The organism is Kitasatospora sp. NPDC051853 (assembly GCF_044452665.1).
Lineage (GTDB): Bacteria > Actinomycetota > Actinomycetes > Streptomycetales > Streptomycetaceae > Kitasatospora.
In genome coordinates, this window is the sequence record NZ_JBITBY010000003.1 from 117765 (window position 1) to 144328 (window position 26564).

General features: G+C 70.9%; 22 protein-coding genes, 1 tRNA gene and 1 pseudogene. 12 read left to right on the plus strand and 12 right to left on the minus strand.

All coding sequences use genetic code 11. The features are described from left to right. Nucleotides 1-376 precede the first annotated feature (376 nt). From ACIA8O_RS09535 to ACIA8O_RS09550, 4 genes are read left to right on the plus strand one after another with little or no spacing between them, the layout of a single operon-like run. Nucleotides 377-2029 (plus strand): (2,3-dihydroxybenzoyl)adenylate synthase, encoded by a 1653-nt coding sequence (locus tag ACIA8O_RS09535; RefSeq protein WP_396293060.1) that lies wholly within the window; start codon nucleotides 377-379, stop codon nucleotides 2027-2029. A gap of 27 nt (nucleotides 2030-2056) precedes the next feature. Continuing rightward, nucleotides 2057-3097, plus strand: a complete 1041-nt coding sequence (locus ACIA8O_RS09540; RefSeq protein WP_396293061.1) for a ketoacyl-ACP synthase III family protein — start codon at nucleotides 2057-2059, stop codon at nucleotides 3095-3097. Between the two features lie 53 nt (nucleotides 3098-3150). Beyond that, a complete protein-coding gene (locus ACIA8O_RS09545) occupies nucleotides 3151-4248 on the plus strand; it encodes an AMP-binding protein (RefSeq protein ID WP_396293062.1) in 1098 nt (365 codons plus the stop codon). Continuing rightward, nucleotides 4248-5624, plus strand: coding sequence for an aldehyde dehydrogenase family protein (locus ACIA8O_RS09550; protein ID WP_396293063.1), 1377 nt, complete (start codon nucleotides 4248-4250; stop codon nucleotides 5622-5624). Before ACIA8O_RS09545 ends, ACIA8O_RS09550 begins: the two co-directional genes overlap by 1 nt. A gap of 61 nt (nucleotides 5625-5685) precedes the next feature. Here the strand turns inward: ACIA8O_RS09550 and ACIA8O_RS09555 are convergent, their stop codons facing one another. The 5 genes from ACIA8O_RS09555 to ACIA8O_RS09575 all read right to left on the minus strand — a co-directional run bounded on the left by ACIA8O_RS09555 (nucleotide 5686) and on the right by ACIA8O_RS09575 (nucleotide 10432). Then, the gene (locus ACIA8O_RS09555) at nucleotides 5686-6747 is read right to left on the minus strand and encodes a CE1758 family FMN-dependent luciferase-like monooxygenase (RefSeq protein ID WP_396293064.1); all 1062 of its coding nucleotides are present in this window, start codon (nucleotides 6745-6747) and stop codon (nucleotides 5686-5688) included. Nucleotides 6748-6844: 97 nt separating this feature from the next. Continuing rightward, nucleotides 6845-8242, minus strand: a complete 1398-nt coding sequence (locus ACIA8O_RS09560; RefSeq protein WP_396293066.1) for an MFS transporter — start codon at nucleotides 8240-8242, stop codon at nucleotides 6845-6847. Nucleotides 8243-8375: 133 nt separating this feature from the next. Beyond that, nucleotides 8376-8801 (minus strand): PPOX class F420-dependent oxidoreductase, encoded by a 426-nt coding sequence (locus ACIA8O_RS09565; RefSeq protein ID WP_396293067.1) that lies wholly within the window; start codon nucleotides 8799-8801, stop codon nucleotides 8376-8378. A gap of 112 nt (nucleotides 8802-8913) precedes the next feature. Beyond that, a complete protein-coding gene (locus ACIA8O_RS09570) occupies nucleotides 8914-9864 on the minus strand; it encodes an oxidoreductase (protein ID WP_396293068.1) in 951 nt (316 codons plus the stop codon). A gap of 494 nt (nucleotides 9865-10358) precedes the next feature. After that, nucleotides 10359-10432 (minus strand) — tRNA-Gly (locus ACIA8O_RS09575). Between the two features lie 160 nt (nucleotides 10433-10592). On the opposite strand from ACIA8O_RS09575, the gene ACIA8O_RS09580 reads away from it, so the two are divergent. Next, nucleotides 10593-10814 carry a hypothetical protein gene (locus ACIA8O_RS09580; RefSeq protein WP_396293069.1) on the plus strand — a complete coding sequence of 74 codons (222 nt, stop codon included), beginning with the start codon at nucleotides 10593-10595 and terminating at the stop codon, nucleotides 10812-10814. 69 nt (nucleotides 10815-10883) lie between these two features. Further along, a complete protein-coding gene (dcd, locus tag ACIA8O_RS09585; RefSeq protein WP_396293070.1) occupies nucleotides 10884-11459 on the plus strand; it encodes a dCTP deaminase in 576 nt (191 codons plus the stop codon). 52 nt (nucleotides 11460-11511) lie between these two features. On the opposite strand, the gene ACIA8O_RS09590 is transcribed toward dcd, so the two are convergent. The 4 genes and pseudogenes from ACIA8O_RS09590 to ACIA8O_RS09605 form a co-directional block, all read right to left on the minus strand. Continuing rightward, a complete protein-coding gene (locus ACIA8O_RS09590; RefSeq protein WP_396293072.1) occupies nucleotides 11512-12402 on the minus strand; it encodes a metal-dependent hydrolase in 891 nt (296 codons plus the stop codon). Between the two features lie 59 nt (nucleotides 12403-12461). Beyond that, a complete protein-coding gene (locus ACIA8O_RS09595; protein ID WP_396293073.1) occupies nucleotides 12462-13415 on the minus strand; it encodes a Yip1 family protein in 954 nt (317 codons plus the stop codon). 192 nt (nucleotides 13416-13607) lie between these two features. Then, nucleotides 13608-14672: pseudogene (locus tag ACIA8O_RS09600) on the minus strand (sugar phosphate nucleotidyltransferase); the annotation flags it as partial. Between the two features lie 559 nt (nucleotides 14673-15231). Then, the gene (locus tag ACIA8O_RS09605) at nucleotides 15232-17442 is read right to left on the minus strand and encodes a (Fe-S)-binding protein (protein WP_396293074.1); all 2211 of its coding nucleotides are present in this window, start codon (nucleotides 17440-17442) and stop codon (nucleotides 15232-15234) included. A gap of 285 nt (nucleotides 17443-17727) precedes the next feature. Here ACIA8O_RS09605 and dnaK point away from each other — a divergent pair, with 285 nt between their 5' ends. The 5 genes from dnaK (at nucleotide 17728) to ACIA8O_RS09630 (ending at nucleotide 23123) form a co-directional block, all read left to right on the plus strand. After that, nucleotides 17728-19575, plus strand: coding sequence for a molecular chaperone DnaK (dnaK, locus tag ACIA8O_RS09610; RefSeq protein WP_396293075.1), 1848 nt, complete (start codon nucleotides 17728-17730; stop codon nucleotides 19573-19575). Further along, the gene (grpE, locus tag ACIA8O_RS09615) at nucleotides 19572-20168 is read left to right on the plus strand and encodes a nucleotide exchange factor GrpE (RefSeq protein WP_396293076.1); all 597 of its coding nucleotides are present in this window, start codon (nucleotides 19572-19574) and stop codon (nucleotides 20166-20168) included. The genes dnaK and grpE overlap by 4 nt, the downstream gene beginning before the upstream one ends. Before the next feature lie 108 nt (nucleotides 20169-20276). After that, nucleotides 20277-21422, plus strand: coding sequence for a molecular chaperone DnaJ (gene dnaJ / locus ACIA8O_RS09620; protein ID WP_396293077.1), 1146 nt, complete (start codon nucleotides 20277-20279; stop codon nucleotides 21420-21422). 7 nt (nucleotides 21423-21429) lie between these two features. Next, the gene (locus ACIA8O_RS09625) at nucleotides 21430-21927 is read left to right on the plus strand and encodes a heat shock protein transcriptional repressor HspR (RefSeq protein ID WP_396293078.1); all 498 of its coding nucleotides are present in this window, start codon (nucleotides 21430-21432) and stop codon (nucleotides 21925-21927) included. 194 nt (nucleotides 21928-22121) lie between these two features. Beyond that, entirely contained in the window at nucleotides 22122-23123 is a 1002-nt protein-coding gene (locus tag ACIA8O_RS09630) for a hypothetical protein (protein ID WP_396293080.1), read from the plus strand. Between the two features lie 94 nt (nucleotides 23124-23217). Here the strand turns inward: ACIA8O_RS09630 and ACIA8O_RS09635 are convergent, their stop codons facing one another. Next, nucleotides 23218-23385: a hypothetical protein gene (locus ACIA8O_RS09635; RefSeq protein WP_396293081.1), complete on the minus strand. Its 168-nt coding sequence runs from the start codon at nucleotides 23383-23385 to the stop codon at nucleotides 23218-23220. Between the two features lie 351 nt (nucleotides 23386-23736). On the opposite strand from ACIA8O_RS09635, the gene ACIA8O_RS09640 reads away from it, so the two are divergent. Beyond that, nucleotides 23737-24360: a hypothetical protein gene (locus tag ACIA8O_RS09640; RefSeq protein ID WP_396293083.1), complete on the plus strand. Its 624-nt coding sequence runs from the start codon at nucleotides 23737-23739 to the stop codon at nucleotides 24358-24360. A 27-nt stretch (nucleotides 24361-24387) separates the two neighbouring features. Here the strand turns inward: ACIA8O_RS09640 and ACIA8O_RS09645 are convergent, their stop codons facing one another. Continuing rightward, complete coding sequence (locus ACIA8O_RS09645; protein WP_396293084.1) at nucleotides 24388-25356, minus strand: LuxR family transcriptional regulator; 969 nt, start codon at nucleotides 25354-25356, stop codon at nucleotides 24388-24390. Continuing rightward, nucleotides 25349-26320, minus strand: coding sequence for a LuxR C-terminal-related transcriptional regulator (locus ACIA8O_RS09650; RefSeq protein WP_396293085.1), 972 nt, complete (start codon nucleotides 26318-26320; stop codon nucleotides 25349-25351). Before ACIA8O_RS09650 ends, ACIA8O_RS09645 begins: the two co-directional genes overlap by 8 nt. Between the last annotated feature and the right edge of the window lie 244 nt (nucleotides 26321-26564).

Consider the following 26564-nt stretch of genomic DNA (forward strand, 5'->3'; position numbering starts at 1 on the left):
GCCCGCGGGGGGTTGCAGCGCGCCCGGGGGCTGTGGGGCGCGCGGGCCGCTACCTCACCCCGCCAAAGCCCCCCGCCCCCGCAGCGGGGGGGGCGCCGGTTCGGCCGCCCCCCCCCGCTTCTTGCTTTTCCCGCCCGCGCACGTGCCCGACCTGTGCCGATCCTGTGAGGAATCGACCTTCCGAGCGCCAAAAAGAAACCGGGACCGCCGTTTCCGAGCGGCCCTTTTTCGTTTCCATAAAGAGTATTTCCTTATGATGCCATGTCAAAATGACATACTTAATACTGTCGCATTGCAGCTGAAGGTGGGGGGAACGATGCTCGGGGCGCGGGGATAACCCTCGGGTGGAAAAGCCTCAGCGAAGGGGACGCAGAGCATGGAAAGAGTCGGAGTGGTGTCATGGCCGAAGGAGGCCGAGGTCACCTACGTCGCCGAGGGCTACTGGCGGGAGCAGCCCCTCGGTGCGCTGCTCTGGCAGTGGGCCGAAGAACGGGGCGGGCGAATTGCCCTCGTCGACGGTGAACGCCGTTTGAGCTACCGGGAATTGGCGGAGACCGCCGACGCGCTGGCGGAGAACCTGGCGGGGCAGGGTCTCAAGGACGGCGACAACCTGCTGGTCCAACTCCCCAACAGCTGGGAGCTGGTGGTCCTGCTGCTGGCCTGCTTCCGGCTCGGCGTGGCCCCGGTGATGATGCTGCCGGCGCACCGCGACTACGAGCTCTCCGGCGTCGGCGGGCACACCCGGGTGGCGGCCATCGCCGTCCCGGACCTCTGCCGCGGCTACGACCACCAGGCGCTGGCCGCCCGGGTCTCGGCCGGCTTCGACTGGCCCTGTCTGACCCTGGTCTCCGGCACCGAGGTCAACCCCGGGAACGTGGACCTGCGTTCGCTCACCGCGGTGACCGGGGACGTGGCGGCCAGACGCGCCCGCCTGGACGCGGCCGCCCCGAACCCGGGCGACGTCGCGGTCTTCCTGCTCTCCGGCGGCACCACCGGCCTCTCCAAGGTGATCGCCCGGACGCACAACGACTACGAGTACAACGCCCGGCAGAGCGGTGCGGTCTGCGGGCTCGACGAGGACACCGTCTACCTGGTGGCACTGCCCGCCGGGCACAACTTCCCGCTCGCCTCCCCCGGCATCCTGGGCACCCTGATGGTCGGCGGACGGGTCGTCATGCTGCCCACCCCGTCGCCCCGGACCGCCTTCGCGACCATCGCCCGGGAGAGGGTCACCACGGTGGCCGCCGTCCCGGCCGTGGTCCAGCACTGGACCACCGCCGTCGCGGAGTTCGAGCCGGACCTGTCCAGCCTGAAGCTGGTGCAGGTGGGCGGCTCGCTGTTCGCCCCGGAGGACCACCACCGGGCGGTCAAGGAGCTGGGCTGCCACGTGCAGCAGTCCTTCGGGATGGCCGAGGGCCTGCTGAACTACACCCGCTTCGACGACGACCCCGAGGTGGTGGCCACCACCCAGGGCCGGCCGATCAGCCCGCACGACGAGGTCCTGATCGTGGACGAGGACGGACGGCCGGTGCCCGCCGGCGAGTCCGGTGAGCTGCTCACCCGCGGCCCGTACACCCCGCGCGGCTACTTCAACGCCCCCGAGCACAACGCCCGGGCCTTCACCGCCGACGGCTGGTACCGGACCGGCGACGTGGTCCGGATCGACCCGGCCAGCGGCAACTTCGTGGTCACCGGCCGGATCAAGGACCTGATCAACCGCGGCGGCGAGAAGATCTCGGCCGACGAGGTGGAGCGCCTGGTGCTGCTGCTGGACCACGTGGCCGAGGCGGCGGCGGTGGCCGCGCCGGACCCGGTGATGGGCGAGCGGGTCTGCCTCTACGTCACCCTGCACCCGGGCGGCGCGCTCGAACTGGACGACCTGAAGCAGCTGTTCGCCCGGCACCAGGTGGCCGCGTTCAAGGTCCCGGAGCGGATCGAGGTCGTCGCCGAGATGCCGTACACGGCCGTCGGGAAGATCGACAAGAAGGTGCTCCGCCAGCTGGCGGCCGCCGTCCCGGCCGGGCAGTGAGCCCGGCTCACCAGGGAGGTCAGTGAGATGAAGTACCACGGCCTGTACGTCAACGGGGTGGGCTCCTGGTACCCGAAGCCGTTCCCGGTGGACCAGGCGGTCTCCGAGGGGCACTACGAGGCGGAGCTGCAGGAGCGCACCGGCATGGTGAGCGTGGCCATCGCGGGCGAGGACGACTCGCAGCCCGAGATGGCGGTCCGGGCCGGACGCCAAGCGCTCGGCCAGTCCGGCCTGGCGGACGAGGAGTTCGGCCTGCTGCTGCACGCCACCGCCGGGTTCAACGGGCTGGACGGGTGGAACGTCGGCTCCTACCTGCAGCACCACCTGATCGGGGGCAACGGCACCGCCTTCGAGATCCGGCAGCTCTCCAACGGAGCGGTCGGCTCGATCGAGCTGGCGGCCGGCTTCCTCCAGGGCGGCACCGACCGGAACGCGGCGCTGATCACCGCCTCGGACCGGTTCGAGGCCCCGGTCTGGGACCGCTGGCACATGCACCCCGGCCTGATCTTCGGGGACGGGGCGAGCGCCCTGGTGCTCTCCCGCCGCCCGGGCTTCGCCAAGCTGGTCTCCTCGGTCACCGTGGCACACCCGGAGCTGGAGGGCATGCAGCGCGGCAGCCTGCCGTTCACCCCCAACTCCGACCCGTCCCAGCACCCGGTCCGGATCATCGACCGCACCAAGGACTTCGCGGCCCGCGAGCTGCCGCTGTCCCGGGTGGTGGAGCTGATGGACGCGGCGCTGGTCCGGACCGCGACGGCGGCCTGCGCCGAGGCCGGCATCCGGCCGACCGACGCGGAGCACGTGATCATGCCCAACTTCGGCGTCGAGATGGTGAAGCGGGAGAACCTCGACCCGCTCGGCATCGACCTGGAGCGGACCCCCTGGCGCTGGGCCCTGGAGGTGGGCCACGTCGGCGCCACCGACCAGTTCGGCGCACTCGACCAACTCGCCCACGAGGGGCGGCTCGAACCGGGTCAGCGGGTGCTGATGACCGGCATCGGCGGCGGCTTCAACTGGACCTCCGTGGTCCTGGAGATCGTCGACCGGCCCGTCCCGACCCCCCGCTGAGCCCATCCACACCACGCGAAACCGATCGCGGTACTGCCGAAGGGAACACTGAGTTGTCCGCCCCTGACCCGATCCTCGAATTGCCGTTCGACGTCCGCCCCGAGCCGGAGCAGTTCCTGCGTGCCGCCCTCAAGTGGCACTTCGAGCCGGCCACCGGCTCCCCGTTCTGGCTCCGGATCGCCGAGACCCTCGACTTCGACCCGCTGACCGAGATCCGCACCTTCGAGGACCTGTCCCGGTTCCCGAACGTGGCCAACCAGCTCCGCGACGTCCCGGTCGAGGACCTGATCCCGCGCGGCTACGGCCCCAAGCCGGAGATCACCGGCATCTACGACAGCGGCGGCACCACCGGCGCCCCCAAGCGCGTGGTGATGCTGCGCGAGTGGGCCGACGTCCTGGTCGAGCACAGCAGCGCCCAACTGGACGCGCACGGCGTCCCGCAGGGCGTGAACTGGCTGATGGTGATCCCGTCCGGCCCGCACATGGTCGGCGAGACCTTCCACCAACTGGTCCGCCGCCGGGGCGGGTTGGCGTTCACCGTGGACGTCGACCCGCGCTGGGTGAAGAAGCTGATCGGCCGCGGCGAGAAGGCCGAGGCCGAGCTGTACACCGAGCACCTGATCGACCAGCTGGCCTTCACCCTGGAGTCGCAGGAGGTGGGCGTGCTGATGCTCACCCCGCCGACCCTGGAGAAGCTCAGCCGCCGGGACGACCTGGTCGCGCTGGTCCGCAAGAAGGTCAAGGCGATCATGTGGGTCGGCACCCAGCTCGACCCCGACACCCGTGACCTCTACCGCACCGAGCTGTTCCCGGAGACGGTCTTCGTCAGCGGCTTCGGCAACACCATGACGCTCGGCCACGTGACCGAGCGCCCGGGCCTGACCGACGACGAGCCCTGCGTCTACGACCCGTTCTCCCCGTACATGACCTACCGGGTGATCGACGAGGAGACCGGCGAGCCGGTGCCGTACGGCGAGCGCGGCCGGGTGGTCATGCACTACGTCGGCAAGAGCCTGTTCCTGCCGAACAACCTGGAGCGCGACTACGCGACCCGGATCGCTCCGGTCGAGGGCCAGATCGGCGACTCGATCGCCGACGTCGCCCCGGTCAAGGAGTTCGACAACGAGACCGTGATCGAGGGGGTCTACTGATGACCACCGAGCCGATCGCCATCGACGCGCTCGGCCCGGCCGGGGCCTACCGGACCCGCAAGCGGTCCGCGATCCCCGACGTGACGGGCGCCACCTTCGCCGAACTCAGCATCGTGCCACGGCTGTTCGTGACCAGGGCGATGTCCGCGCTGCGGGCCGCGACCAGCCTGCCGGCCGAGCGCCGGCTGGCCGCGCTGGCCGAGGGGGCGGAGATCTTCCGGCACGGCGAGGTGGCCGGGCTGTCGTACGAGGCGTACGAGTACGCGGTCAGCCGGGTCTCCGGAGTCTCCCGGCAGGCCGTCCGCGACGCCGCCGACGAGATCCACGACGCCGCGCTGAAGGCGCACTACGCCACCTTCCAGGCCCGCCCCGGCAGCGCGGTGGCCGACTGGCGCGACCCGCTCACCCGGACCGGGCGGGCGGTGTGGACCAGGCGCGGCGAGGTCTTCGCGGTGCACGCGGCCGGCAACCACCCGGCGCCGCACGCGCTCTGGCTGGAGGCCCTGGCGCTCGGCTACCGGATCGCCGTCCGGCCGTCCCGGCGCGAGCCGCTGACCCCGCACCGGCTGATCATGGCGCTCCGTCAGGCCGGCTTCGGGGACGACCAGGTGGTGCTGCTGCCGACCGACCACGACGGCGCCGACGAGGTGCTGCGCGGGGCGGACCTGGGCATCGTCTACGGCGGCGACGCCGTGGTGCGCAAGTACGCCACCGACACCACCATGCTGGCCCAGGGCCCCGGCCGGTCCAAGACGCTGATCACGGCGGACACGGACTGGCGGGACCACCTGGACACCATCGTGGACTCGATCAGCCACCACGGCGGGGTGAAGTGCATCAACACCACCGCCGTCCTGGTCGAGGGCGACCCGGCGCCGCTGGCCGAGGCGATCGCCGAACGGCTGGCAGCCATCCCGGTGCTCCCGCCGGAGCACCCGGACGCGGTCCTGCCGGTGCAGCGCGCCGACTCCGCCCGGGCCGTCTCCGACTACCTGCTCAGCCAGGCCAAGGGCACCCGCGCCTGGCTCGGCGGTGACGGCGTGGTGGCCGAACTCGGCGACGGCAGCGCCGCGTTGACCCCCTCGGTGCGTCAGCTGGACCGCTGGGACAGCGGGCAGCTGGACATCGAACTCGGCTTCCCGTGCGTCTGGGTGGCGCCCTGGACGCCGGCCGACGGGGTGGCCCCGCTGCGCAACTCCCTGGTGCTGAACGCCTACACCAAGGACGAGGGCCTGATCGACCGGCTGATGGACGACCCGACCGTCAGCAACCTCTACCTGGGGGACCACCCCACGTACTGGATGGAGCCCGGGGTGCCGCACGACGGCTTCCTCGGCGAGTTCCTGATGCGGAGCAAGACCGTCATCCGCGGCTGAGCTCCCCCGACCACGACGGTGCCCTCCCCGGAAGTCCGGGGAGGGCACCGTCGTCACTGCTTCAGCGGGCCGCGGGGTGCACCGGGCCGGCCGGGACGTCCGCCGGGCGGCCGGCCGCGAACTCCTTGCGCAGCACCGGCAGGACCTCCTCGCCGAAGACCTCCAGCTGCTCCAGCACCACCTCCAGCGGGATGCCGCCGCCGTCGATCACGAACAACTGCCGCTGGTAGTCGCCGAAGTGCTCGCGGAAGGTGAGGGTCTTGTCGATCACCTGCTGCGGGCTGCCCACGGTGAGCGGGGTCTGGTCCATGTACTCCTCCAACGACGGACCGCCGCGGTAGACCGGCGAGTTGTCGAAGTACGGCCGGTAGGTGCGGATCGCGTCCTGGGAGTTCTTCCCGATGAAGATCTGGCCGCCGAGGCCGACCTGGGCCTGCTCGGGGCGGCCGTGGCCGTAGTGCGCGTAGCGGGTCCGGTACAGCTCGATCAGCCGCTGGAAGTGGTGGGTCGGCCAGAAGATGTGGTTGGCGAAGAAGCCGTCGCCGTAGTAGGCGGCCTGTTCGGCGATCTCGGGGCTGCGGATCGAGCCGTGCCAGACGAAGGGCGGCACGCCGTCCAGCGGGCGGGGCACCGAGGTGAAGCCCTGCAGCGGGGTGCGGAAGCGGCCCTTCCAGTCGACCGACTCCTCGCGCCAGAGCTTGTGCAGCAGCGCGTAGTTCTCGATCGCCAGCGGGATGCCCTGGCGGATGTCCTTGCCGAACCACGGGTAGACCGGGCCGGTGTTGCCACGGCCCATCATCAGGTCCACCCGGCCGTCGGCCAGGTGCTGCAGCACCGCGAAGTCCTCGGCGATCTTCACCGGGTCGTTGGTGGTGATCAGCGTCGTGGAGGTCGAGAGGATGATCCGCTCGGTCCGCGCGGCGATGTACGCCAGCAGCGTGGTCGGCGAGGAGCTGACGAACGGCGGATTGTGGTGCTCGCCGGTGGCGAAGACGTCCAGACCGATCTCCTCGGCCTTGCGGGCGATGGCCACCGTGGCCCTGATCCGCTCCTGCTCGGTCGGCGGCCGGCCGGTGTGCGGATCGGCGGTCAGGTCGCCGACGGTGAACAGACCGAACTGCATGCTGTCACTCATCTCGGTTGTCAGGAATGGGAGTTCGGCCGGACGGCCGGAAGGGCGGGTGCACCTGGGTGCACCCGCCCGGCCCGAATCGGGGACGTCACTCGGCTCGCGCCGCCTCCGCCCGCTTCAGGAAGGACCAGACCAGGACGGCGCCGATCAGCACCACCCCGGCGTCGATCAGCAGCGCCAGCCGGACACCGCCGAGCACCGCACGGGTGGCCGACTCGGTGGCCTCCAGCGCGTGGATCCGGGTCGCGGCCACCGCGCTGATCACCGGGATGCCGACCGCCAGCGCGACCTGCTGGGCCATCGTGGCCAGACCGGTGGCCAGGCCCTGCTCCTCGTTGGGCAGGCCGGAGGTGGCGGTGACCATGTAGGAGACCACGGCGGTCAGGTGGCCGAAGGCGCCGACCGCCAGCGCGGCCAGCACCAGCACGAAGCCGCTGCGGCTCTCCCCGATCAGGTACAGGCTGGCCGCGGCCAGCAGCTGGATCAGCATGCCGGCGAACAGGCCGTTGCGGTTGCCGAACCGGCCGATCACCTTGGGCGCCAGCACCCCGCCGAGGAAGGAGGCCACACCGAGCCCGCCGAAGGCCAGACCGGTGCTCAGCGCCGAGTAGTTGAGCACCTTCTGCAGGTAGACCGTGATCAGGAAGATCACCGCGGTCTGCATGGTGATGGTGACGAAGCCGCCCAGGTTGCCCCAGAGCACGGTGGGCTTGCGCAGGATCCGGACCGGGGCCAGCGGCGCCTTGGCGCGCAGCTCGATCAGCCAGAACGCCACCAGCAGCAGCGCGCCGACCGCGATCAGGACCAGCGAGGCCGGGTCGCTCCAGCCCTCCTCACCGGCCCGGGAGACCCCGTAGACCAGCGAGACCAGGCCCAGACTGACGGTGACCGCACCCGGCACGTCCAGCTTGGCCCGGTCCGACGCCCGGCTCTCGGAGAGCAGCAGCGGGGTGGCGATCAGGATCGCCAGGCCCGCCGGGACGTTGATCAGGAAGGCCCAGCGCCAGCTGAGCAGCGCGGTGAGCAGACCGCCGACCACCGCGCCGACCGTGAAGCCGGCCGCGATCATCGCGCCGTTCAGGCCGAGCGCCTTGGCCCGCAGCGGGCCCTCGGGGAAGGCGATGGTGAGCAGCGAGAGCGCGGTCGGGGTGGCGATCGCGGTCGCCAGACCCTGCAACACCCGTGCGGCGATCAGGACTTCGGGCGTGGTGGCGACACCACCGAGCACCGAGGCGGCCACCAGCAGGGCGATCCCGCCGAGGAAGAACCGGCGGCGGCCGTAGAGGTCGCCGACCCGGCCGAACAGCAGGGTGAAGCCGGCCGCCGTGATGGCGAAGGAGGTGGCGATCCACTGGAGGTTCTCGACGGAGAAGCCGAGACCCGACCCGATCGCCGGGATGGCCACGTTGAGCAGCGAGAAGTCGGCGGCCAGCAGGAAGGCCGAGCCGAGCAGCAGGAGCAGGACCGCCCGCTGGCGGGAGGTCATCCGCAACTCCGTTCCGGCACCGGCCGCTTGAGCGGTCGATTCGTCCAGCAAGGACATCGGGCGAGTACCTTTCGCGTGGTCGAAACGGGAGGTCAGGACGGTTCGCGTCACCGCCTGATGCGGTGCGGTCCCCTCAGTCGGAGATGCCGCGCGATGCGATCACTTTGTTGATCTTGACCCGGACCAGCCATTCGCCCGGGACGCCGTTGCGGGCGCCGAACTCCTCGGCCCGGTCCGCGCCCATGTACCGGCCGCCGATCACCCCGGCCCAGTGCCGGAGCGCGGCCGGCTCTTCGTCGACGGTCGCCTCGCCCTCCAACTGGACGAAGGCGAACGGCGGTTGCTCGTCGTCCACGCAGACGGTCACCCGCGGGTCGCGGAGCAGGTTGCGGCCCTTGACCGAGCCCGGGCCGCAGTTGAACAGCAGTTCGTCGCCGTCCAGGACGAACCAGACCGGCACCACGTGCGGGCGCCCGTCCGGCCGGACGGTGGCCAGCTTGCCGGTCCTGGTCCCGGCGGCGACGAACTCGCGCCACTCCTCCTGCGTCATCTTCTCCATGCCGTCAATCGTCGACGGTCCGGAAATGCCGGGGAAAGCGGCGGCGAATACTCCATCAGCTTCCGGTGACCGGTGACCGGAAATCCGATCGTCCGCCGGAAAGATCGGTATTTCAGGCCTGCAGGGTGTCCAGCTCGGCCAGGTCCTCGGCGGTGAGCCGGATCGAGGCGGCCGCCACGTTCTGCTCCAGGTGCGCGACCGTGGAAGTCCCGGGGATGCAGACCAGGTTGGGCGAGCGGTGCAGCAGCCAGGCCAGCGCCACCTGGTAGGCGGAGGCGCCGTGGCGCTCGGCGACCAGGTCCAGCGCGCGGTTGTCCAGCGGGGTGGCCAGCGGCACCTTGGCGTCCACGCCGGCCGGCTTCTCGTGCCGCAGGGTGTAGGTGCCCAGCGGGAAGAAGGACATGTAGGCGATGCCCTCGGCCGCGGCCAGCCGGAGCAGCTCCTCGTCGTCCCGGCGGACCACGTTGTACTCGTTCTGGACGCAGACCACGGGGGCGATCGAGCGGGCCTCCCGGAACTGCGCCACGGTCACGTTGCTCACGCCCAGGTGGCGGATCTTGCCCTGCTCGCGCAGCTCGGCCAGCGCGGTGAACGGCTCCTCGATCGAGTCCTCCGGCCCGAGGCCACCGCCCTCCTCGACGATCCGCAGGTTGACCACGTCGAGCCGCTCCAGGCCCAGGTGGTCCAGGTTGTCGTGCACCGCCTGCACCAGCTCGGCCGGCTTCAGCGCGGCCGGCCAGTCCTTCTCCGGGGTGCGCCGGGCACCGACCTTGGTGACGATCACCAGGTCCTCGGGGTACGGGTGGATGGCCTCCTTGATGACACCGTTCACCACGTGCGGGCCGTAGTAGTCACTGGTGTCGATGTGGTTCACCCCGAGCTCCAGCGCACGGCGGACCACGGCCAGCGCGGCCTCGCGGTCCCGCGGCGGCCCCCAGACCCCCGGACCGGCCAGCTGCATCGCGCCGTACCCCATCCGACGGATCGTCAGGTCCCCGCCGAGGACGAACTCACCGGCGGCACCTGCGTGCACACCCTCACCAACGCCGACGGTGGAAGCCATCCCGGTTCTCCTCACGATTCCGATGGCCCCGACGGGCCGCGTAGGCCGATTCAACGGCGTTCGTACACGGGGGGGCCAAGCCCGCGGAGCGATTCCGTCAGGTGCTCGTCAGGCCTCGAACAAGGCAGCACCACAAGGGAGTTGATATTCCGCATACCACTGACCCGCACCCGGCAACGGCGAAACCCCGGGCCGTCCCGCCGCGAGCCCTCCGACCACGGCGGGACGGCCCGGCCCGGCGGCCGGCCACCTGTGATCCATTTCATGGCCGGGACTGCGCCGAAATGCCCCCTGTGTTCGCGAAACCCATTTGCCACCACCCCGGCCCACCCCCCACCGTGTGCGCGTGCCGGGGACCTGACGCCCCGGCGGTCATCTGATCCGCCCGGAGGAAACACGGCCGCAATCCAGATCACCCAGCGGATCGCCGCCCTCCGCAACGCCCCCTGACACACGAAGAAGCCCCAACCGGCTCGTTCCGGTTGGGGCTTCAGTGGAGCGGACGACGAGAATCGAACTCGCGCTAGAAGCTTGGGAAGCTCCTGTTCTACCATTAAACTACGTCCGCACTGACGATCCGTCAGGGACGGGCCGGTCGACCAACACTCTACCCCATCTGCGGAGTTGTCCGCGCCGTACCCGGAAGAGGCGGCGCGTTGCCGTGTGGAATGTCCGGTAGATCCCCTAATGTGACGCAGGTTCGGAGTGGGCCTGGGAAGGGGATCGCGATGGAGCAGCGTACCGTCGTCCGGTGTGCCGAGGGGCACCTGTTCAGCACGGCCGGTTTTCCGATGCGGACGCTCGGGGCGGGGCGGCTGGGCAAGAGCAGGCTGATCCGCTGTCCGCAGTGCGGGCGGCTGCGCAGCTCGGTGCTGGCCGACCTGAGCGAGCTGACGGGTGCGCAGGTGGACCGGGCGCTGCGCCGGGAGGCGGTGGAGTTCCTCGCCTGAACCACCGTGCGGCCTTCCGCCCCGTGGGCTCGATGAGGCCCACGGGGCGGTTTCACGTAGTCTCGTGTCGTGCTTCTCTCCGACTCTGACATCCGCGCCGAGATCGACAAGGGCCGGGTCTCCATCGACCCGTTCGACCCCACGATGATCCAGCCCTCCAGCATCGACGTCCGGCTGGACCGGTTCTTCCGGGTGTTCGAGAACCACCGGTACCCGCACATCGACCCGGCCGAGGAGCAGCCCGACCTGACCCGGCTGGTGGAGCCGGAGGGTGACGAGGCGTTCATCCTGCACCCGGGCGAGTTCGTGCTGGCCTCCACGTACGAGGTCATCACCCTCCCGGACGACGTGGCTTCCCGCCTGGAGGGGAAGTCCAGCCTCGGCCGCCTCGGCCTGCTGACGCACTCCACGGCCGGCTTCATCGACCCGGGCTTCAGCGGTCACGTGACCCTGGAGCTGTCGAACGTGGCCACCCTGCCGATCAAGCTCTACCCGGGGATGAAGATCGGCCAGCTCTGCCTGTTCCGGCTCTCCTCCCCCGCCGAGCACCCGTACGGCTCCGAGCGCTACGGCTCGCGCTACCTGGGCCAGCGCGGTCCGACGGCCTCGCGCTCCTACCTGAACTTCCACCGCACCAAGGTCTGAGAACGACGGAGGGGCGGCCGCCGGGAAACCGGTGGCCGCCCCTCCGTGCTGTTCAGGCCCGCTTCGGGCGGGTGACGGCGACCAGCTCGCTGCCGTCCTCCGAAAGGGTCAACTCGGTGCGCAGCTCGGCCAGTTCACCCAGGTGGTGGAGATGGGTGCCGCCGCAGGCGATGGTGGCCGCGCCCTCCGGGAGCTCGGCGTGCCACTGGCGGCGGGCGGTCAGCTCGGGGCCGGGGACGTCGATCCGGACGGCGGCGTCGGCGGCCACCCAGGAGGCCAGCCGGGCGTTGACCGCCTCGGTGACCGCGGGCAGGGCCTCGGCCAGCGAGGGCAGCTCCTCGGCGGCCTCGGTGGTGAAGCCCTTCTTCCGCAGGGACTTGCCGAGCCGGTAGGTGTCGGTGGAGGCCTCGGTGTCCATCACCGAGGAGGCCATCGCCAGGCTGTCGAAGTCCGGGTGGCCGAAGGCGTCGGAGCGGCCCGGGTCCTTGCGCCAGCGCGGGGCCAGCGCCTCGTTCAGGGCCAGCGCCAGCAGGTGGCAGCCGCTGTGCGCGGAGGAGAGCAGCGCCCGCCGCAGCGGGTCCACCGCCAGCTCCACCGGACGGCCGGTGACCGCGCCCGGGTCGCCGTCCAGCACGTGCAGCACCAGCCAGGACCAGGCCTCGTCCCCGCGCCGCACCGGGATCTCGGCGCCGACCAGGAACTCGCCCTCGGGGCCGTACCCGCCGGTCAGGCAGTCCACCACCGGGTGGGCGGTGCCGTCCACGGTCAGGGTGCCGAGGTCGGCGGGCTGGTCCGGCCAGGTGTGGTCCAGCGGGTGGAACGGGCTCTCCTCGGTGACCACCGCGTACCGGCCGTCGGCCAGCGGGTGGACGGCCAGCACGGTGGAGGAGCCGTTCACCTCCCCGGCCGGGAAGCTGACGCGGGTGGTGGGGAGGGTGGTCATGCGGTGGCTCCGTACGTGCATCGGGGTGGGAGGGGCGGAAGGAGGGGTGGAAGGAGGGGTCAGCCCAGCGTCGGCAGCTTGATCAGCACCAGCAGGGCCAGCAGCTGGATGGCGGCGGCACCGGCCGCCTTGCCCCAGGGCAGGTCGTGGATCCGGCGGACCATGGTGGTCAGCAGCCCGGCGCAGAGCAGCCAGGTGGCCCAACCGACCACCTGCACCACCATGTTGTCGGCGGGCAGGAAGAGGGCCAGCAGCAGGCGGGGCACGTCGCTGGTCCAGCCGATCAGCACCGCCAGGCCGATGGTGGACGGCCACGGGCCGTCCCCGCCGAGCTGGCGGGCCAGGCCGTAGGTGACCGCGCCGAGCATCGCCCCGGCCAGGGTGAAGGCGACCGCCGAACCGGCGATGGCCGACAGCGCCACCGAGAAGGTGGAGCCGAAGACGTCGTCCCTGGTCGCCCCGAGGCCGAGCACGGCGAGCGCGCCGTACAGCACCGAGACGGTCAGCGCGGGCAGCCAGACCTGGTGGTCGCGGACCCGGTCGAAGGTGGCCGCCGGGGCCCGGTAGATGCCGGTCAGCAGCTCCTTCCAGACCGGGCGCGGGCCGCCGGCCCGCGGGGTCTGCTGGCCGCCGGCCCGGTAGGTGGCGACGTTGTCGCCCTGCGGGGCGGAGGCGTAGTGCTGCTCCTCGTCGACCGAGAAGGCCCGGGTGTGCCCGGGCTGGTCCGTCCCGTAGGCGCCGTCCGGGTAGCCCTGCTGCGGGTACCCGGACTCCGGGTACTCCGGCTGCGGGTACCCGGGGTGCGCCTGCGGGTACCCCTGCTGCGGGTAGGCCGGGTGCGGAGCCGTGAAGAACTCGGGCTCCCCCGTCGGCGCGTACCCGTGCGGGCCCTGGGAACCCTGAGGACCCTGCGGGCCCGGTGCTCCCTGAGCACCCTGCCCACCTGGCGCCGCCCCCCAGCCCTGCCGGGGGTCGACGGCGCCCTCACCGTTGTCGTATGCGTTGCCAGCCACGGCACGAAGGTACCCGCTGGAGCTGACCGCACGTCGGTTGATCATGGCTTCGGCGCGGGATTGCAGCAGTGCTGTGACCCCGCGCCGAGCCGACGGACCGTCAGCGCGGGATCAGCGCGCCGCGGCCGCCTGGCCGTGCACCACGGCGGCCGAGGTCTCACCGGCCGGGCAGCCGCCCGGGCCGGCGGTGGTGCGGACGGCACCGACCGGCAGCAGGGTGCCGCAGGCGATCCGGATGCCCGTCGGCAGCTCGTTGTCGGCCTCGACGGTGGCGCCGTCACCGATCACCGCGCCGTCCAGCGAGGTGCGCTCCCCGACGGTGGCGTACGCGCCGACGATGGAGTCCTTCACGTAGGCGTCGGCGGCGATCACCGCGCCGGGCAGGACCACGCTGCCCTCGACGATCGCACCGCCCTTGACCACCGCACCCTCGGAGACCACGGTGCCGTTGCTCAGCACCGCGCCCGGGGCCACCTCGGCACCCGGGAGCAGCAGCGCCTCACCGGTCTCGCCGGGGACGGCCGGGGAGTCCACCTTGCCGAGCACCAGGTCGGCCGAGCCGCGCACGAAGGCACCCGGAGTGCCCAGGTCCAGCCAGTACGAGGTGTCGACGACACCGCGCACCAGCGCACCGGTGGCCAGCAGCTCGGGGAAGGTCTCGCGCTCGACCGAGACCTCGCGGCCGGCCGGGATGCGGTCGATCACCGATCGGGTGAACACGTAGCACCCGGCGTTGATCTGGTCGGTGACGATCTGCTCGGGGGTCTCCGGCTTCTCCAGGAACTCCAGCACCCGGCCCTGCTCGTCGGTCGGCACCAGGCCGAAGGCACGCGGGTCCTCGACCCGGGTCAGGTGCAGGGTGACGTCGGCGCCGGCGGCCACGTGGCCGTCCCGCAGCGCCGCGATGTCCAGGCCGGAGAGGATGTCGCCGTTGAAGATCAGGACCGGCTCGTCCGGACCGCAGGTCAGGCCCGAGGCGGCGTTGCGGATCGCACCGCCGGTGCCCAGCGGCACCTCCTCGGTCAGGTAGACCAGCTCCAGCCCGTACGGGCTGCCGTCCTTGAAGTGCTCCTCGAAGACCTCGGCCAGGTACGAGGTGGCCAGCACCACGCGGGTGACCCCGGCAGCGGCCGCGCGGGCCAGCTGGTGGGCGATAAACGGGACGCCCGCGACGGGCAGCATCGGCTTCGGGGTGTGGGTGGTCAGCGGGCGCAGTCGTGTGCCCTTGCCACCGACCAGCATGATCGCCTCGGTCATGGTCGCGCTTCTCCCCTTGCTCCGTTGCCGTCCGCCCCGCCGGGTCGCGAGGTGACGTTGTCACTGTCGTCCGCTCGTGGTCCACGAGTTCGACGCCTACTGTATTTCGTTCCAAACCGCCCCCGTTCCAACGGGGGTCCGATACGTACCACCCGACACCCCGGGTGCGCCACCGGCCAGGGCAGCAACCAGGCCGCGTACGCACCGGTTCTCCGGGCCGACGGCCCGTCCACGGACAGGTGAACGGGCGTCGTCCCGACGTCGTACACCCCGGTCAGCGGTCTCCGGCGGCCGACCGGCCGCGTCCTCCCCCGGAGGGTCCGTGCGGTGGCGGCGGCGGAACTGCCGTCCGCCCAGCGGGCCTTGTGGCCCGGCCCGGGGCGGCGGAAGCGGCACGAAACCTCCTCCGGGTGTTCACCACCGGCGCCGACGGACATGCCCCGGCCATCGCCCAGGGGCCGAAGCGCCGAGCCGTCGAAGTGCGTGGGGAACGACCCGGCCCCGGCCGCCCGGAGGGGGCGGCCGGGGCCAGGTCCTTGACGAGGGGTCAGGCCGGGGTTCAGGCCTCGACCGGCTCCGGGTCGGCGGGCTGCGCCTTGACGGAGTCCAGCAGCAGCTGCGCCACGTCGACCACCTTCAGGTGCTCCTTGGCGGCACCCTCGTTCTTCTTGCCGTTGACCGAGTCGGAGAGCATCACCAGGCAGAACGGGCAGGCGGTGGAGACGATGTCCGGGTTGAGGGACAGTGCCTCGTCCACGCGCTCGGTGTTGATGCGCTTGCCGATCCGCTCCTCCATCCACATCCGGGCACCACCGGCGCCGCAGCAGAAGCCGCGCTCCTTGTGCCGGTGCATCTCCTGCTGGCGCAGACCGGGGACCTTGTCCATGATCTCGCGCGGCGGGGTGTAGACCTTGTTGTGGCGGCCCAGGTAGCAGGGGTCGTGGTAGGTGATCAGGCCCTCGACCGGGTTGACCGGGAGGAGCTTGCCCTCGTCGATCAGGTGCTGCAGCAGCTGGGTGTGGTGGATCACCTCGAAGTGACCGCCGAGCTGCGGGTACTCGTTGGCGATGGTGTTGAAGCAGTGCGGGCAGGTGGCCACGATCCGCTTGGTGGGGGCGTCCTCCAGCGCGGCGTTCAGCGTCTCGACGTTCTGCGCGCCGAGCATCTGGAACAGGAACTCGTTGCCCAGGCGGCGCGGGGAGTCACCGGTGCAGGTCTCCTCCTTGCCGAGGATGGCGAACTTCACGCCCGCCGTGTGCAGCAGCTCCGCGAAGGCCTTGGTGGTCTTCTTCGCCCGGTCCTCCAGGGCGCCGGCGCAGCCGACCCAGTACAGGTACTCGACCTCGGCCGGGTCGATGTCCTCACCGATCACCGGCACCTCGATGCCGGTCTCCTTCTTGAGCTCCTTCACCCAGTCCAGGCGGGCCTTGGTGGCCATGCCCCACGGGTTGCCCTTGTTCTCCAGGTTCTTGAGCATGGTCCCGGCCTCGGTCGGGAAGTTGCTCTCGATCATCACCTGGTAGCGGCGCATGTCGACGATGTGGTCGATGTGCTCGATGTCCACCGGGCACTGCTCGACGCAGGCACCGCAGGTGGTGCAGGACCAGAGGACGTCCGGGTCGATGACGCCGTTCTCCTCGGCGGTGCCGATCAGCGGGCGCTCGGCCTCGGCCAGCGCGGCCGCCGGGACGTCCTTCAGCTGCTCGGGCGTGGCCTGCTCGTTGCCCTCCATGTCCTTGCCGCCGCCGGCCAGCAGGTACGGCGCCTTGGCGAAGGCGTGCTCCCGCAGGCTCATGATCAGCAGCTTCGGGGAGAGCGGCTTGCCGGTGTTCCAGGCGGGGCACTGCGACTGGCAGCGGCCGCACTCGGTGCAGGTGGAGAAGTCGAGGATGCCCTTCCAGGCGAAGTGCTCGACCTGGGAGACGCCGAAGACGGCGTCCTCGGCCGGGTCCTCGAAGTCGATCGGGGCGCCGTTGCTGGTCATCGGACGGAGCGCGCCGAGGGCGGTGCCGCCGTCCTCCTCGCGCTTGAAGTAGATGTTGAAGAAGGCCAGGAAGCGGTGCCAGGCCACACCCATCGAGGGGTTGATGCCGATGGTGGTGGCCCACGCGAACGAGATGCAGATCTTCAGCATCGCGAACAGGTAGACCAGGTTCTCCAGGGTGCCGGTGGCCACGCCGCGGAAGGCCGCGACGATCGGGTACGAGACCAGGTACGCCGGGTCGAAGGAGTCGACGCCTTCGAGGGCGCCCTCCAGACCGCGCAGCATCATGATGCACAGGCCGATGCCGAGGATCGTGTACTCGACGTAGAAGGCCTGCCAGGCGATCGAGCCGGCGAACCGGGACTTGCGGCCGGCCCGGGAGGGCAGGCTGAGCAGCCGGATCACCATCAGGGTGAGGATGCCCAGCGTGGTCAGGGTGCCGATCAACTCGACGAAGACGTTCCACACCAGCCAGTGGCCGATGACCGGCAGGACGAACTCGGCGTCGAAGAGCTGTCCGAAGGCGTTCACCAGGGTGAGCACCAGCGAGAAGAAGCCGACCGCGACGAACCAGTGGGCGATGCCGACGACACCCCACTGGTTCATCCTGGTGTGGCCGAAGAACTCCTTGGCCACGGTGGCGACGCGCTGGGCGGGCTGCCCGAAGCGGGTGCTGTCGGCGGCGCCGGTGCGCACCACCTTGTAGATGTACAACGCCGCCCGGGCGGCGAGCGCGGTGCCGATCACGAAGGTGACCAGCGAGATGACGATCGCTGCTAGCTGCATCGGCTCTCCGTCTCCAGCGGCTGGAATGTGTGCAGGCTCCCCCTGAGTGTACTCATCAGTAACTTTCAGGGCCGACGGCCCGGAGACTACCGCGCGTTAACACCTGTTCAGAAGACGCACCGGGTATGGCGGCTGTCACTAAGGGCGGACTCACCCGCTCGGAGCAGGGGTCGACATAAGCGCGCAGTAAAGTTGAGCCCGATCCACTCATGGCAGTTGACTCTCCCCGGAGGGCCGTGCATCCTTGAGTCCGTAAAGCTCAACTTCTTCCCGGAGGTATTCACGATGGCACGCGCGGTCGGCATCGACCTCGGTACGACGAACTCGGTCGTCAGCGTTCTCGAAGGCGGTGAGCCCACCGTCATCACCAACGCCGAGGGCGCCCGGACCACGCCGTCCGTCGTCGCCTTCGCCAAGAACGGCGAGATCCTGGTCGGCGAGGTGGCCAAGCGCCAGGCGGTCACCAACGTCGACCGCACCATCCGCTCGGTCAAGCGCCACATGGGCACCGGGTGGAAGATCAACCTGGACGGCAAGGACTTCAACCCCCAGCAGATCTCGGCCTTCATCCTGCAGAAGCTGAAGCGGGACGCCGAGTCGTACCTGGGCGAGACGGTCACCGACGCCGTCATCACCGTCCCGGCCTACTTCTCCGACTCCGAGCGCCAGGCCACCAAGGAGGCCGGTGAGATCGCGGGCCTCAACGTCCTGCGCATCGTCAACGAGCCGACCGCCGCCGCCCTGGCCTACGGCCTGGACAAGGACGACCAGACCATCCTGGTCTTCGACCTCGGTGGTGGCACCTTCGACGTCTCCCTGCTGGAGATCGGCGACGGCGTCGTCGAGGTGAAGGCCACCAACGGTGACAACCACCTCGGTGGTGACGACTGGGACCAGAAGGTCGTGGACCACCTGGTCAAGGTCTTCCAGGCCGGCCACGGCGTGGACCTCTCCAAGGACAAGATGGCGCTCCAGCGCCTGCGCGAGGCGGCCGAGAAGGCCAAGATCGAGCTCTCCTCGTCCTCCGAGACCTCGATCAACCTGCCCTACATCACCGCCTCGGCCGAGGGCCCGCTGCACCTGGACGAGAAGCTCACCCGGGCCCAGTTCCAGCAGCTGACCGCGGACCTGCTGGAGCGCTGCAAGACCCCGTTCCAGAACGTCATCAAGGACGCCGGCATCGCGCTGTCCGAGATCGACCACGTGGTCCTGGTCGGCGGCTCCACCCGCATGCCCGCCGTCGCGGAGCTCGTCAAGGAGCTGACCGGCGGTCAGGACGCCAACAAGGGCGTCAACCCGGACGAGGTCGTCGCCATCGGCGCCGCGCTGCAGGCCGGTGTCCTGAAGGGCGAGGTCAAGGACGTCCTGCTGCTCGACGTCACCCCGCTGTCCCTCGGCATCGAGACCAAGGGCGGCATCATGACCAAGCTGATCGAGCGCAACACCACGATCCCGACCAAGCGGTCCGAGATCTTCACCACGGCCGAGGACAACCAGCCGTCCGTGCAGATCCAGGTCTACCAGGGCGAGCGCGAGATCGCGGCGTACAACAAGAAGCTCGGCATGTTCGAGCTGACCGGCCTGCCGCCGGCCCCGCGCGGCCTGCCCCAGATCGAGGTCACCTTCGACATCGACGCCAACGGCATCATGCACGTCGGTGCCAAGGACCTGGGCACCGGCAAGGAGCAGCGGATGACCGTCACCGGTGGCTCCGCGCTGCCGAAGGACGACATCGAGCGCATGATGCGCGAGGCCGAGCAGTACGCGGAGGAGGACACCAAGCGCCGCGAGGCCGTGGAGACGCGGAACCAGGGCGAGCAGCTGGTCTACTCCACCGAGAAGTTCATCGCGGACAACACCGACAAGCTCCCGGCCGACGTCAAGACCGAGGTCGAGACCGCCATCGGCGAGCTCAAGGAAGCCCTCAAGGGCGAGGACATCGCGGCCATCCGCGAGGCCACCGAGAAGGTCTCCACCACCGCCCAGAAGCTCGGCGCCGCGCTGTACGCGCAGAACGACGCCGCGGGTGCCGCCCCGGCCGGTGACGCCGGTGCGGCCGGTGCCAAGGACGACGACGTCGTCGACGCCGAGATCGTGGACGACGAGAAGCCCAAGGGCGGTGCGTCGGCATGACGGAGAAGCCGCAGGGCAGCGAGCCCGGCGACGACTCCGCCGAGGAGGCCGTGCTCAAGGCCGCCGAGGAGGCCGTTGCGGGCGGCGACGAGCTGGCCGCCGCCAAGCGGGAGGCCGCCGAGCGCACCGGTGACCTCCAGCGCCTCCAGGCGGAGTACCAGAACTACCGCAAGCGGGTCGAGCGGGACCGTCTGACGGTCCGTGAGATCGCGGTCTCCAACATCCTGGAGGCCCTGATCCCGGTGCTGGACGACATCGGCCGGGCCCGCGAGCACGGTGAGGTCACCGGCGGGTTCAAGTCCGTCTCCGACAGCCTGGAGACGGTCGTGGCCAAGCTCGGGCTGCAGCAGTTCGGCAAGGAGGGCGAGCCCTTCGACCCGACGCTGCACGAGGCGCTGATGCACAGCTACTCCTCCGACGTCACCGAGGACACCTGCGTGCAGATCCTCCAGCCCGGCTACCGGATCGGCGAGCGGATCATCCGCCCGGCGATGGTGGCCGTGGCGGAGCCCCAGCCGGGCACCCAGACCACCGCCGCCGCGGATGCCGACTCGTCGGACTCCGACAAGGCCGACGGTGCCTCGGAGAGCTGACACGGCACGCACTGCGGAGTCGTCCGTCGTCCTGGACGACGGGCGGCTCCGCAGTGCCGTATCCCCGACCGACCCAGTACGGAACAGCCACGGGAGGTGGCGGCAGCCATGAGCGCGAAGGACTACGTGGAGAAGGACTACTACAAGGTCCTCGGCGTGCCCAAGGACGCCACCACCGCCGAGATCAAGAAGACGTACCGCAAGCTCGCCCGCGAGTTCCACCCGGACGCCAACAAGGGTGACGCCAAGGCCGAGGAGAAGTTCAAGGACATCTCCGAGGCGTACGACGTCCTCTCCGACGACAAGCGCCGCAAGGAGTACGACGAGGCTCGCAGCCTCTTCGGCAACGGCGGCTTCCGGGCCGGCGGCCAGCAGGGCGGCGGCTTCGACTTCGGCGACCTGTTCGGCGGGGCGGGCGGCCAGGCGGGCGGCGGCGGGGTCGGCGACCTGTTCGGCGGCCTGTTCAACCGCGGGCCCCGGCAGCCCCAGCCGCGCCGCGGCGCGGACGTCGAGACCGAGGTGACGCTGGCCTTCGAGGAGGCCGTGGACGGCGCCACCGTGCCGCTGCGGATGACCAGCCAGGCCGCCTGCCGGGCGTGTTCCGGCACCGGCGCCAAGGCCGGCACCACCCCCCGGGTCTGCCCCACCTGCGTCGGCGCGGGCACCGTCAGCCGGGGCCAGGGCGCCTTCGCGCTCTCCGAGCCCTGCCGGGACTGCAAGGGCCGCGGCATGCTGGTCGACGACCCCTGCACGGTCTGCCACGGCAGCGGGCGGGCCTCCTCGGCCCGCACCATGCAGGTGCGCATCCCGGCCGGGGTCCAGGACGGCCAGCGGATCAGGCTCAAGGGCAAGGGCGCCCAGGGCGAGCGGGGCGGCCAGCCCGGCGACCTCTACGTCACCGTGCACGTGGACGCCCACCCGGTGTTCGGCCGCAAGGCGGACAACCTGACCGTCACCGTGCCGGTCACCTTCCCCGAAGCCGCGCTCGGGGGCACCATCGAGGTGCCCACCCTGAACGGCCCCTCGGTGAAGCTGAAGCTCCCGGCCGGGAGCGCCAACGGACTCACCCTGCGGGCCCGTGGCAAGGGAGCCACCCGCAAGGACGGCACCCGCGGCGACCTGCTGGTCACCGTGGAGGTCGTGGTCCCCAAGCACCTGGACGACGAGGCCCTCGCCGCCCTGGAGCAGTACCGCGAGGCCACCGCCTCGGACGACCCGCGAGCCGCCCTCTTCAAGGCGGCAGAGGGAGCGTGATGACCAGATGAGCCCGACCCCTCCGATCGGTCCCGGCCTCGGCGAGGGCCTCCCCGGCGGCGCCCCGCGCCCCCGGGTGGGCGCGACCCACTACGTGCTGACCGAGGACACCCCGGTCTACGTGATCTCGGTCGCGGCCGAGCTCTCCGGTCTGCACCCGCAGACGCTGCGCCAGTACGACCGCCTCGGCCTGGTCTGCCCCGACCGCACCGCCGGCCGCGGCCGCCGCTACTCGGCCCGGGACATCCAGCAGCTGCGCGAGGTCCAGCGCCTCTCCCAGGACGAGGGCATCAACCTGGCCGGCATCAAGCGGATCATCGAGCTGGAGAACCAGGTCGCCGCCCTCCAGTCCAAGGTCACCGAGATGGTCGACGCCCTGGAGGGCGCGGCCGCCGCCCTCCAGCAGCGGGAGGCCGCGGTGCACGCCTCCTACCGCCGGGACCTGGTCCCCTACCAGCAGGTCCAGCAGTCCAGCGCCCTGGTGGTGTGGCGTCCGAAGCGGTAGGCCCTGTTCCGCCCCGGCCGTTGGTACCCCTCCCATCAGAGGGGTACCAACGGCCGGGGCGGAATGGAATAGTGCGGGGTGCACCGCCTGACCAGCATTCGGCGACGGGCAGCACGAGGGGCACGTACGTCCTAGGATCGTGATCCGTGGAAGCACGTATCGGCAGGGGTTCGGACGATCACGAGGAGCCTTAGATGAGTGGTCGGGAGCAGCTCGGCTCCACCTCCGGGCGGCCTGACATCCTCTCCTCCGATGCCCGCTCGCTCTACCTGGCCGCCATCCGGGACAAGGGGCAGTTGAATAGGGAAAAGGTGGGCCCGAGCGAGAATGAGGCGCTCGCCGAGTTGTTGAATATCGGGCTATTGGTTCCGGACAGCGACGATCCTGACGTGCTCATTGCCGTAGATCCGAAGCAGTTGGGTACGGCACTCAGCAATACCTGGCAGCGCCAGGCACTCGATCTTCTCGCTCACGCAGTGGCCCTTCCTGCGGACCTGCACGAGCTGGCGGAGGCGTTCCACACTCCGGAGCAGGTGGGCGGCAAGATCGAGTACGTCCGCGGCAAGGTCCTCATCAATCAGCGCCTGGCGCAGACCGCCGCGGCCGGCATGGAAGAGGCACTGGCACTGCAACCGGGGGGCCCGCGGCCGCCCGAGACCCTCGCGGGGACCATCGACCGGGACCTCGAGACACTGCGGCGCGGCGCGACGATGCGCACGATCTACCACCCGAGCACCCGCTACCACCAGCCGACCAGGGACTACGTGGCCACCCTCGCGAAAGCCGGTGGCCAGTTCCGCACCCTGGACGAGCCGTACACCCGGCTGATCGTGATCGACCGCAAGGTGGCCGTGATCCCGGTGGCGGACGACCTGAGCCTCGCCGCGTTCATCCGGGACCAGGCCGTGATCGACTACTTGGTGGAGGAAGTGTTCGAGCGGAACTGGAACCGGGCGCTGGCGTTCGAGGGCGACCGCACGGTGCCGCAGGAGGTGGTGTCAGGTCTGCGCCAGACGATCATCGACCTCATGCTGGCGGGCACCAACCACAGGGTGATCGCACGTCGGCTCGGGATCAGCGAGCGCACGCTGGCGCGCCACATAGCCGAGATGCGGGAAGACTACAACGTCGACTCCCTGTTCCAACTCGGCTACGTCCTCGCCCGGGCCTCCCATGAGGATCTCGGTGAACGCTGAACGGTCCGGCCGGTCAGCGGCAGCCCCGGCACCCCAGGGCGAAGCGCCCTAGGGACCCTGTCCCCGCGTCCGGGGGCCACCCGTCCGCCGGGGCTCAGGTCCAGCTGATGTCGTCGGCAGCCTGCGTGATGGCGACCTTGGCAGCGCTCGGCGAGGTCCCTGCGGCGTCGGCGCCCGCAGCGGAGTACGCGCCGAACAGTGCAGCCGCGCCGATCACGAGCGGAAGAACTGACTTGCGGACAAAACGGTGTATGCGGGACATGCTCCACCCCTTCTAAAAGAACTTCCGCACTCCGAACGAATGCCGATGGTTAGCACAATCGTGCACATGATGCCGCACGGCAGACTCCGGTGTCACCTGGCGCACCTACCCGAGTGCGTCATCTCCCTGCCAGGCAGTCAGATGCCACTGCGGAAACCTGGACGCCGACACTCCGAACGATGGACGATCAGTTCGCTCTCGATGGTGTCGCTGCACCCCAGAAAACTTGCCAATGTCCAATCAATGTAGTCATCGACCCCCCGGAGCAGCCGACTGAGCAGCAGTCGGGCTATTGACCTCACCACCGGCCCGGAGCCCCAGCTCACGGACCGACCTTCCCCCGGAGTCGTCATGAGTGAGCCTTACCTGCGCAACCGCGCCGTTCAGACCCCCGAGGGTCGGCGCGCCCGGGTGTTCCTCGCCGCGCCGCTCATGCGGCTGACCGGCCCGGCGGACAGCGTGGTGACGCTGGCCAGCCGCACCCGGCTGACCACCCTGCGCTCGACCCTGCTGAAGAGCGGCGCCGCCGTGTACAGCGCCCACCACAGCGACGCCTGGACGGTGAACGGCCGCGCCCCCGAGCCCCGCGTCCCGTCCGACTTCCGCGCACTGCAGACCGCCGACCTGGTCTTCGCCTACGTCGGTGCCCCGCTCTCGGCCGGCGTCGCGCTGGAGCTGGGCTGGGCCTCCTCGCTGCGCAAGCCGATCGTGCTGCTGGTCGACGAGGCGATCACCCACAACCCGCTGATAGCCACCATCGAGCAGGTCGCCCCGGTGCTGCCGCTGGTCTTCGACGACACCTGGTCGCAGGAGGCCCTGCACCACACCGTCGAGACCGCCCTCGACTGGGCCGGCATGGCCCTCTCGCTCCGCGAGGGCTTCTGGACCGCCCCGGCCGAGGCCTTCCCGGCGCCCCGCCAGGAGACCTCCGGCTTCGGCTACTGGAGCGACTGGGGCGGCGTCGCCACCGGCTGACCCCGCTCCCCGGACGCGCGGGGGCGGTCAGTTCTCTGACGTCCCCTCCGCCCCGCGCATCTGCCAGCCGAGCTGGAACAGCGTCTCGGCGTCGTACAGCTCCCGCAGCCTCGCGATGTGACCGGCCACCGTCCGCTCGCTCAGGCCCAGCCGGGAGGCGACCGCACGCTGGGCGAGCCCCTGTGCGAGTAGCCGGCCGACCTGCTCATGCACCGGCAACTTCCCTGCCATCCCCGCGAGTTCGCTCCAACGAACACGCTCGGCCCGCTCCCAGTCCCGCTCCCAGATGCCCAGCAGGACGTTGATCACCGCCGGGTCTTCCACGAAGGCCGCCGCAGTGTTGTCAGAGCGGGCCGGGACCACTGCGACCTGACGGTCGAACACCAGCATCCGGGTGAACGGCTCGTCCAGGACCCTGACCTGCTCGCCGTAGGAAGTGACCAGGGCGGCGTACTCGACGGTGGGACCGTCCGCCCGGGCACCTGGCTGATACAGCGTCAACTTACGGCCGCCGGACTCCAGGTACTCACGGTCGCGGCCCAGCGACTGGGCCAGGAACTCGGCCGGGCGGGCGCCACCGGGCTGGGCCGCCAGCACCTCCTCCCGCCGCTCCGCCTCGATCTGCACGATCCGGGAGCGGATCTCCTCCATGTCGCTGACGATCCGCACCACCCCCGAACGGTCCGAGCGGCGCGGCGCGGCGTCGTACGCCTGCGTCAGCTCTTCCAGCGGGGCGGGCACCCTCTCGGCCCGGCTCAGCAACTCCTGTCCGGTCGTCCGCAGTTCGGCCGCCCGCCGGTCCGCCACCGAGCGGGGGTTGACCGCCGTCAGGGTGCCGTCCTCGGTGTGGTGCACCAGCAGGCCGTACTCCAGCAGGCGCAGCACCGCCGGGGCGTCCTCGGGCACCACGTCCCGGAACCACACCCGGCCGCCCTCCGCGAGGACCGCCGCGTAGACGGACCGCTCGGCGGGGCCGAGCGGCTGACGGTCACTCATGTCCGCACCCGGGCCGCATCCGCCAGCCGAGCTGGAAGAGCGTCCGGGCTCCGTGCCGCTCGCGCAGCCGGGAGATGTGACCGGCCACTGTCCGCTCGCTCAGGCCCAGCCGGGAGGCGACGGTGCGCTGGGTGAGCCCTTGTGCGAGCAGCCCGCTGATCCGGTCCTGGGTGAGGTCGGCGGCGGACTCGGCGGCCCGGCAGGACCAGTCGACCGCGTCCGCCCGGGCCCAGTCGCGCTCGTGGACGGCGGCCAGGAAGGAGACCGTCACCGGGTCGGAGACGAAGACGGCCCGGGTGAGGTCCTCGGCGGCCGGGACCACCGCGACCCTCCGGTCGATGATCATCATGCGGCGGAACGGCTCGTCCAGCAGCCGGATCTCGGCCCCCTCGGCGGAGAGGGTGGCGGCGTACCCCACGGTGGCGGGCTCGCCGAGCACCAGCGGCTGGTAGAGGGTGCGCAGCCGGACGCCCCGGCGCCGCAGCGCGGTGTCCTGGCGGACGGCCATCCGCAGGCCCTCGGGGGGCCGGGGGCCGGGCTGGGCGGTGAGCAGTTCGCTCTCGCACTCGGAGAGCAGTTCGGCCAGCCGCTGGCGGATCTCCGCCAGGCCGTCGACGTGGACGGCCTGCTCGCTCTCGCCGCCCTGCCGGGGCACCGAGTCGTAGGCCCGGGTCAGGCCGTCCAGGGCGACGGGCAACTCCTCGACCCGCTGGAGCAGCCGGGCGGCGGCGGAGCAGAGTTCGGCGCCGATCCGCTCGCCCACCACCCGGGGGCTCTGGGCCACGTACCGGCTGCCCGGTCCATCCACCCGCACCAGGCCGGTCTCCAACAGCCGTGCCAGCGCCGGGCCCTGGGGCACGACGGTGACCGGCAGCCGGCCGCCCTCGGCGAGCACGGCCAGGTAGAGCTCCCGGGCCTCCTCGTCCAGCAGCCCGGCCTCTCCGGTCGGCGTGACCGTGGCCATGACCGTGTACCTCCTCGCCCGTTCCCGTACCGCTCCGGCCATGATCCCAGCGCGGTCCGGCCCGACGCGCCCCCCGGGGTACCAGCCCCCGGGAGACCCGCCGACATCGCACCAGGCCGGACGTCTTCCGACGGGACGGAGCAGCAACGTCCCGCCACGCTTCACGGGGGCCGATCACCACAAGCGGCACCCCGGCCGCGGCCCGCCCGTTCGAGACCGGTGCGTGGGGCACCGGCTACACCCC

Excerpts from the sequence above, each read along its gene's own strand:
- ACIA8O_RS09590 (WP_396293072.1), bottom strand. The coding sequence starts at position 12,402 with ATGACCACCCTCCCCACCACCCGCGTCAGCTTCCCGGCCGGGGAGGTG.
- ACIA8O_RS09565 (WP_396293067.1), bottom strand. The coding sequence starts at position 8,801 with ATGGAGAAGATGACGCAGGAGGAGTGGCGCGAGTTCGTCGCCGCCGGG.
- ACIA8O_RS09635 (WP_396293081.1), bottom strand. The coding sequence starts at position 23,385 with ATGTCCCGCATACACCGTTTTGTCCGCAAGTCAGTTCTTCCGCTCGTG.
- ACIA8O_RS09645 (WP_396293084.1), bottom strand. The coding sequence starts at position 25,356 with ATGAGTGACCGTCAGCCGCTCGGCCCCGCCGAGCGGTCCGTCTACGCG.
- dnaJ (WP_396293077.1), top strand. The coding sequence starts at position 20,277 with ATGAGCGCGAAGGACTACGTGGAGAAGGACTACTACAAGGTCCTCGGC.
- ACIA8O_RS09630 (WP_396293080.1), top strand. The coding sequence starts at position 22,122 with ATGAGTGGTCGGGAGCAGCTCGGCTCCACCTCCGGGCGGCCTGACATC.
- grpE (WP_396293076.1), top strand. The coding sequence starts at position 19,572 with ATGACGGAGAAGCCGCAGGGCAGCGAGCCCGGCGACGACTCCGCCGAG.
- ACIA8O_RS09570 (WP_396293068.1), bottom strand. The coding sequence starts at position 9,864 with ATGGCTTCCACCGTCGGCGTTGGTGAGGGTGTGCACGCAGGTGCCGCC.
- ACIA8O_RS09555 (WP_396293064.1), bottom strand. The coding sequence starts at position 6,747 with ATGCAGTTCGGTCTGTTCACCGTCGGCGACCTGACCGCCGATCCGCAC.
- ACIA8O_RS09580 (WP_396293069.1), top strand. The coding sequence starts at position 10,593 with ATGGAGCAGCGTACCGTCGTCCGGTGTGCCGAGGGGCACCTGTTCAGC.
- dnaK (WP_396293075.1), top strand. The coding sequence starts at position 17,728 with ATGGCACGCGCGGTCGGCATCGACCTCGGTACGACGAACTCGGTCGTC.
- ACIA8O_RS09640 (WP_396293083.1), top strand. The coding sequence starts at position 23,737 with ATGAGTGAGCCTTACCTGCGCAACCGCGCCGTTCAGACCCCCGAGGGT.
- ACIA8O_RS09605 (WP_396293074.1), bottom strand. The coding sequence starts at position 17,442 with ATGCAGCTAGCAGCGATCGTCATCTCGCTGGTCACCTTCGTGATCGGC.
- ACIA8O_RS09650 (WP_396293085.1), bottom strand. The coding sequence starts at position 26,320 with ATGGCCACGGTCACGCCGACCGGAGAGGCCGGGCTGCTGGACGAGGAG.
- ACIA8O_RS09535 (WP_396293060.1), top strand. The coding sequence starts at position 377 with ATGGAAAGAGTCGGAGTGGTGTCATGGCCGAAGGAGGCCGAGGTCACC.
- ACIA8O_RS09560 (WP_396293066.1), bottom strand. The coding sequence starts at position 8,242 with ATGACCTCCCGCCAGCGGGCGGTCCTGCTCCTGCTGCTCGGCTCGGCC.
- ACIA8O_RS09625 (WP_396293078.1), top strand. The coding sequence starts at position 21,430 with ATGAGCCCGACCCCTCCGATCGGTCCCGGCCTCGGCGAGGGCCTCCCC.
- ACIA8O_RS09550 (WP_396293063.1), top strand. The coding sequence starts at position 4,248 with ATGACCACCGAGCCGATCGCCATCGACGCGCTCGGCCCGGCCGGGGCC.
- ACIA8O_RS09540 (WP_396293061.1), top strand. The coding sequence starts at position 2,057 with ATGAAGTACCACGGCCTGTACGTCAACGGGGTGGGCTCCTGGTACCCG.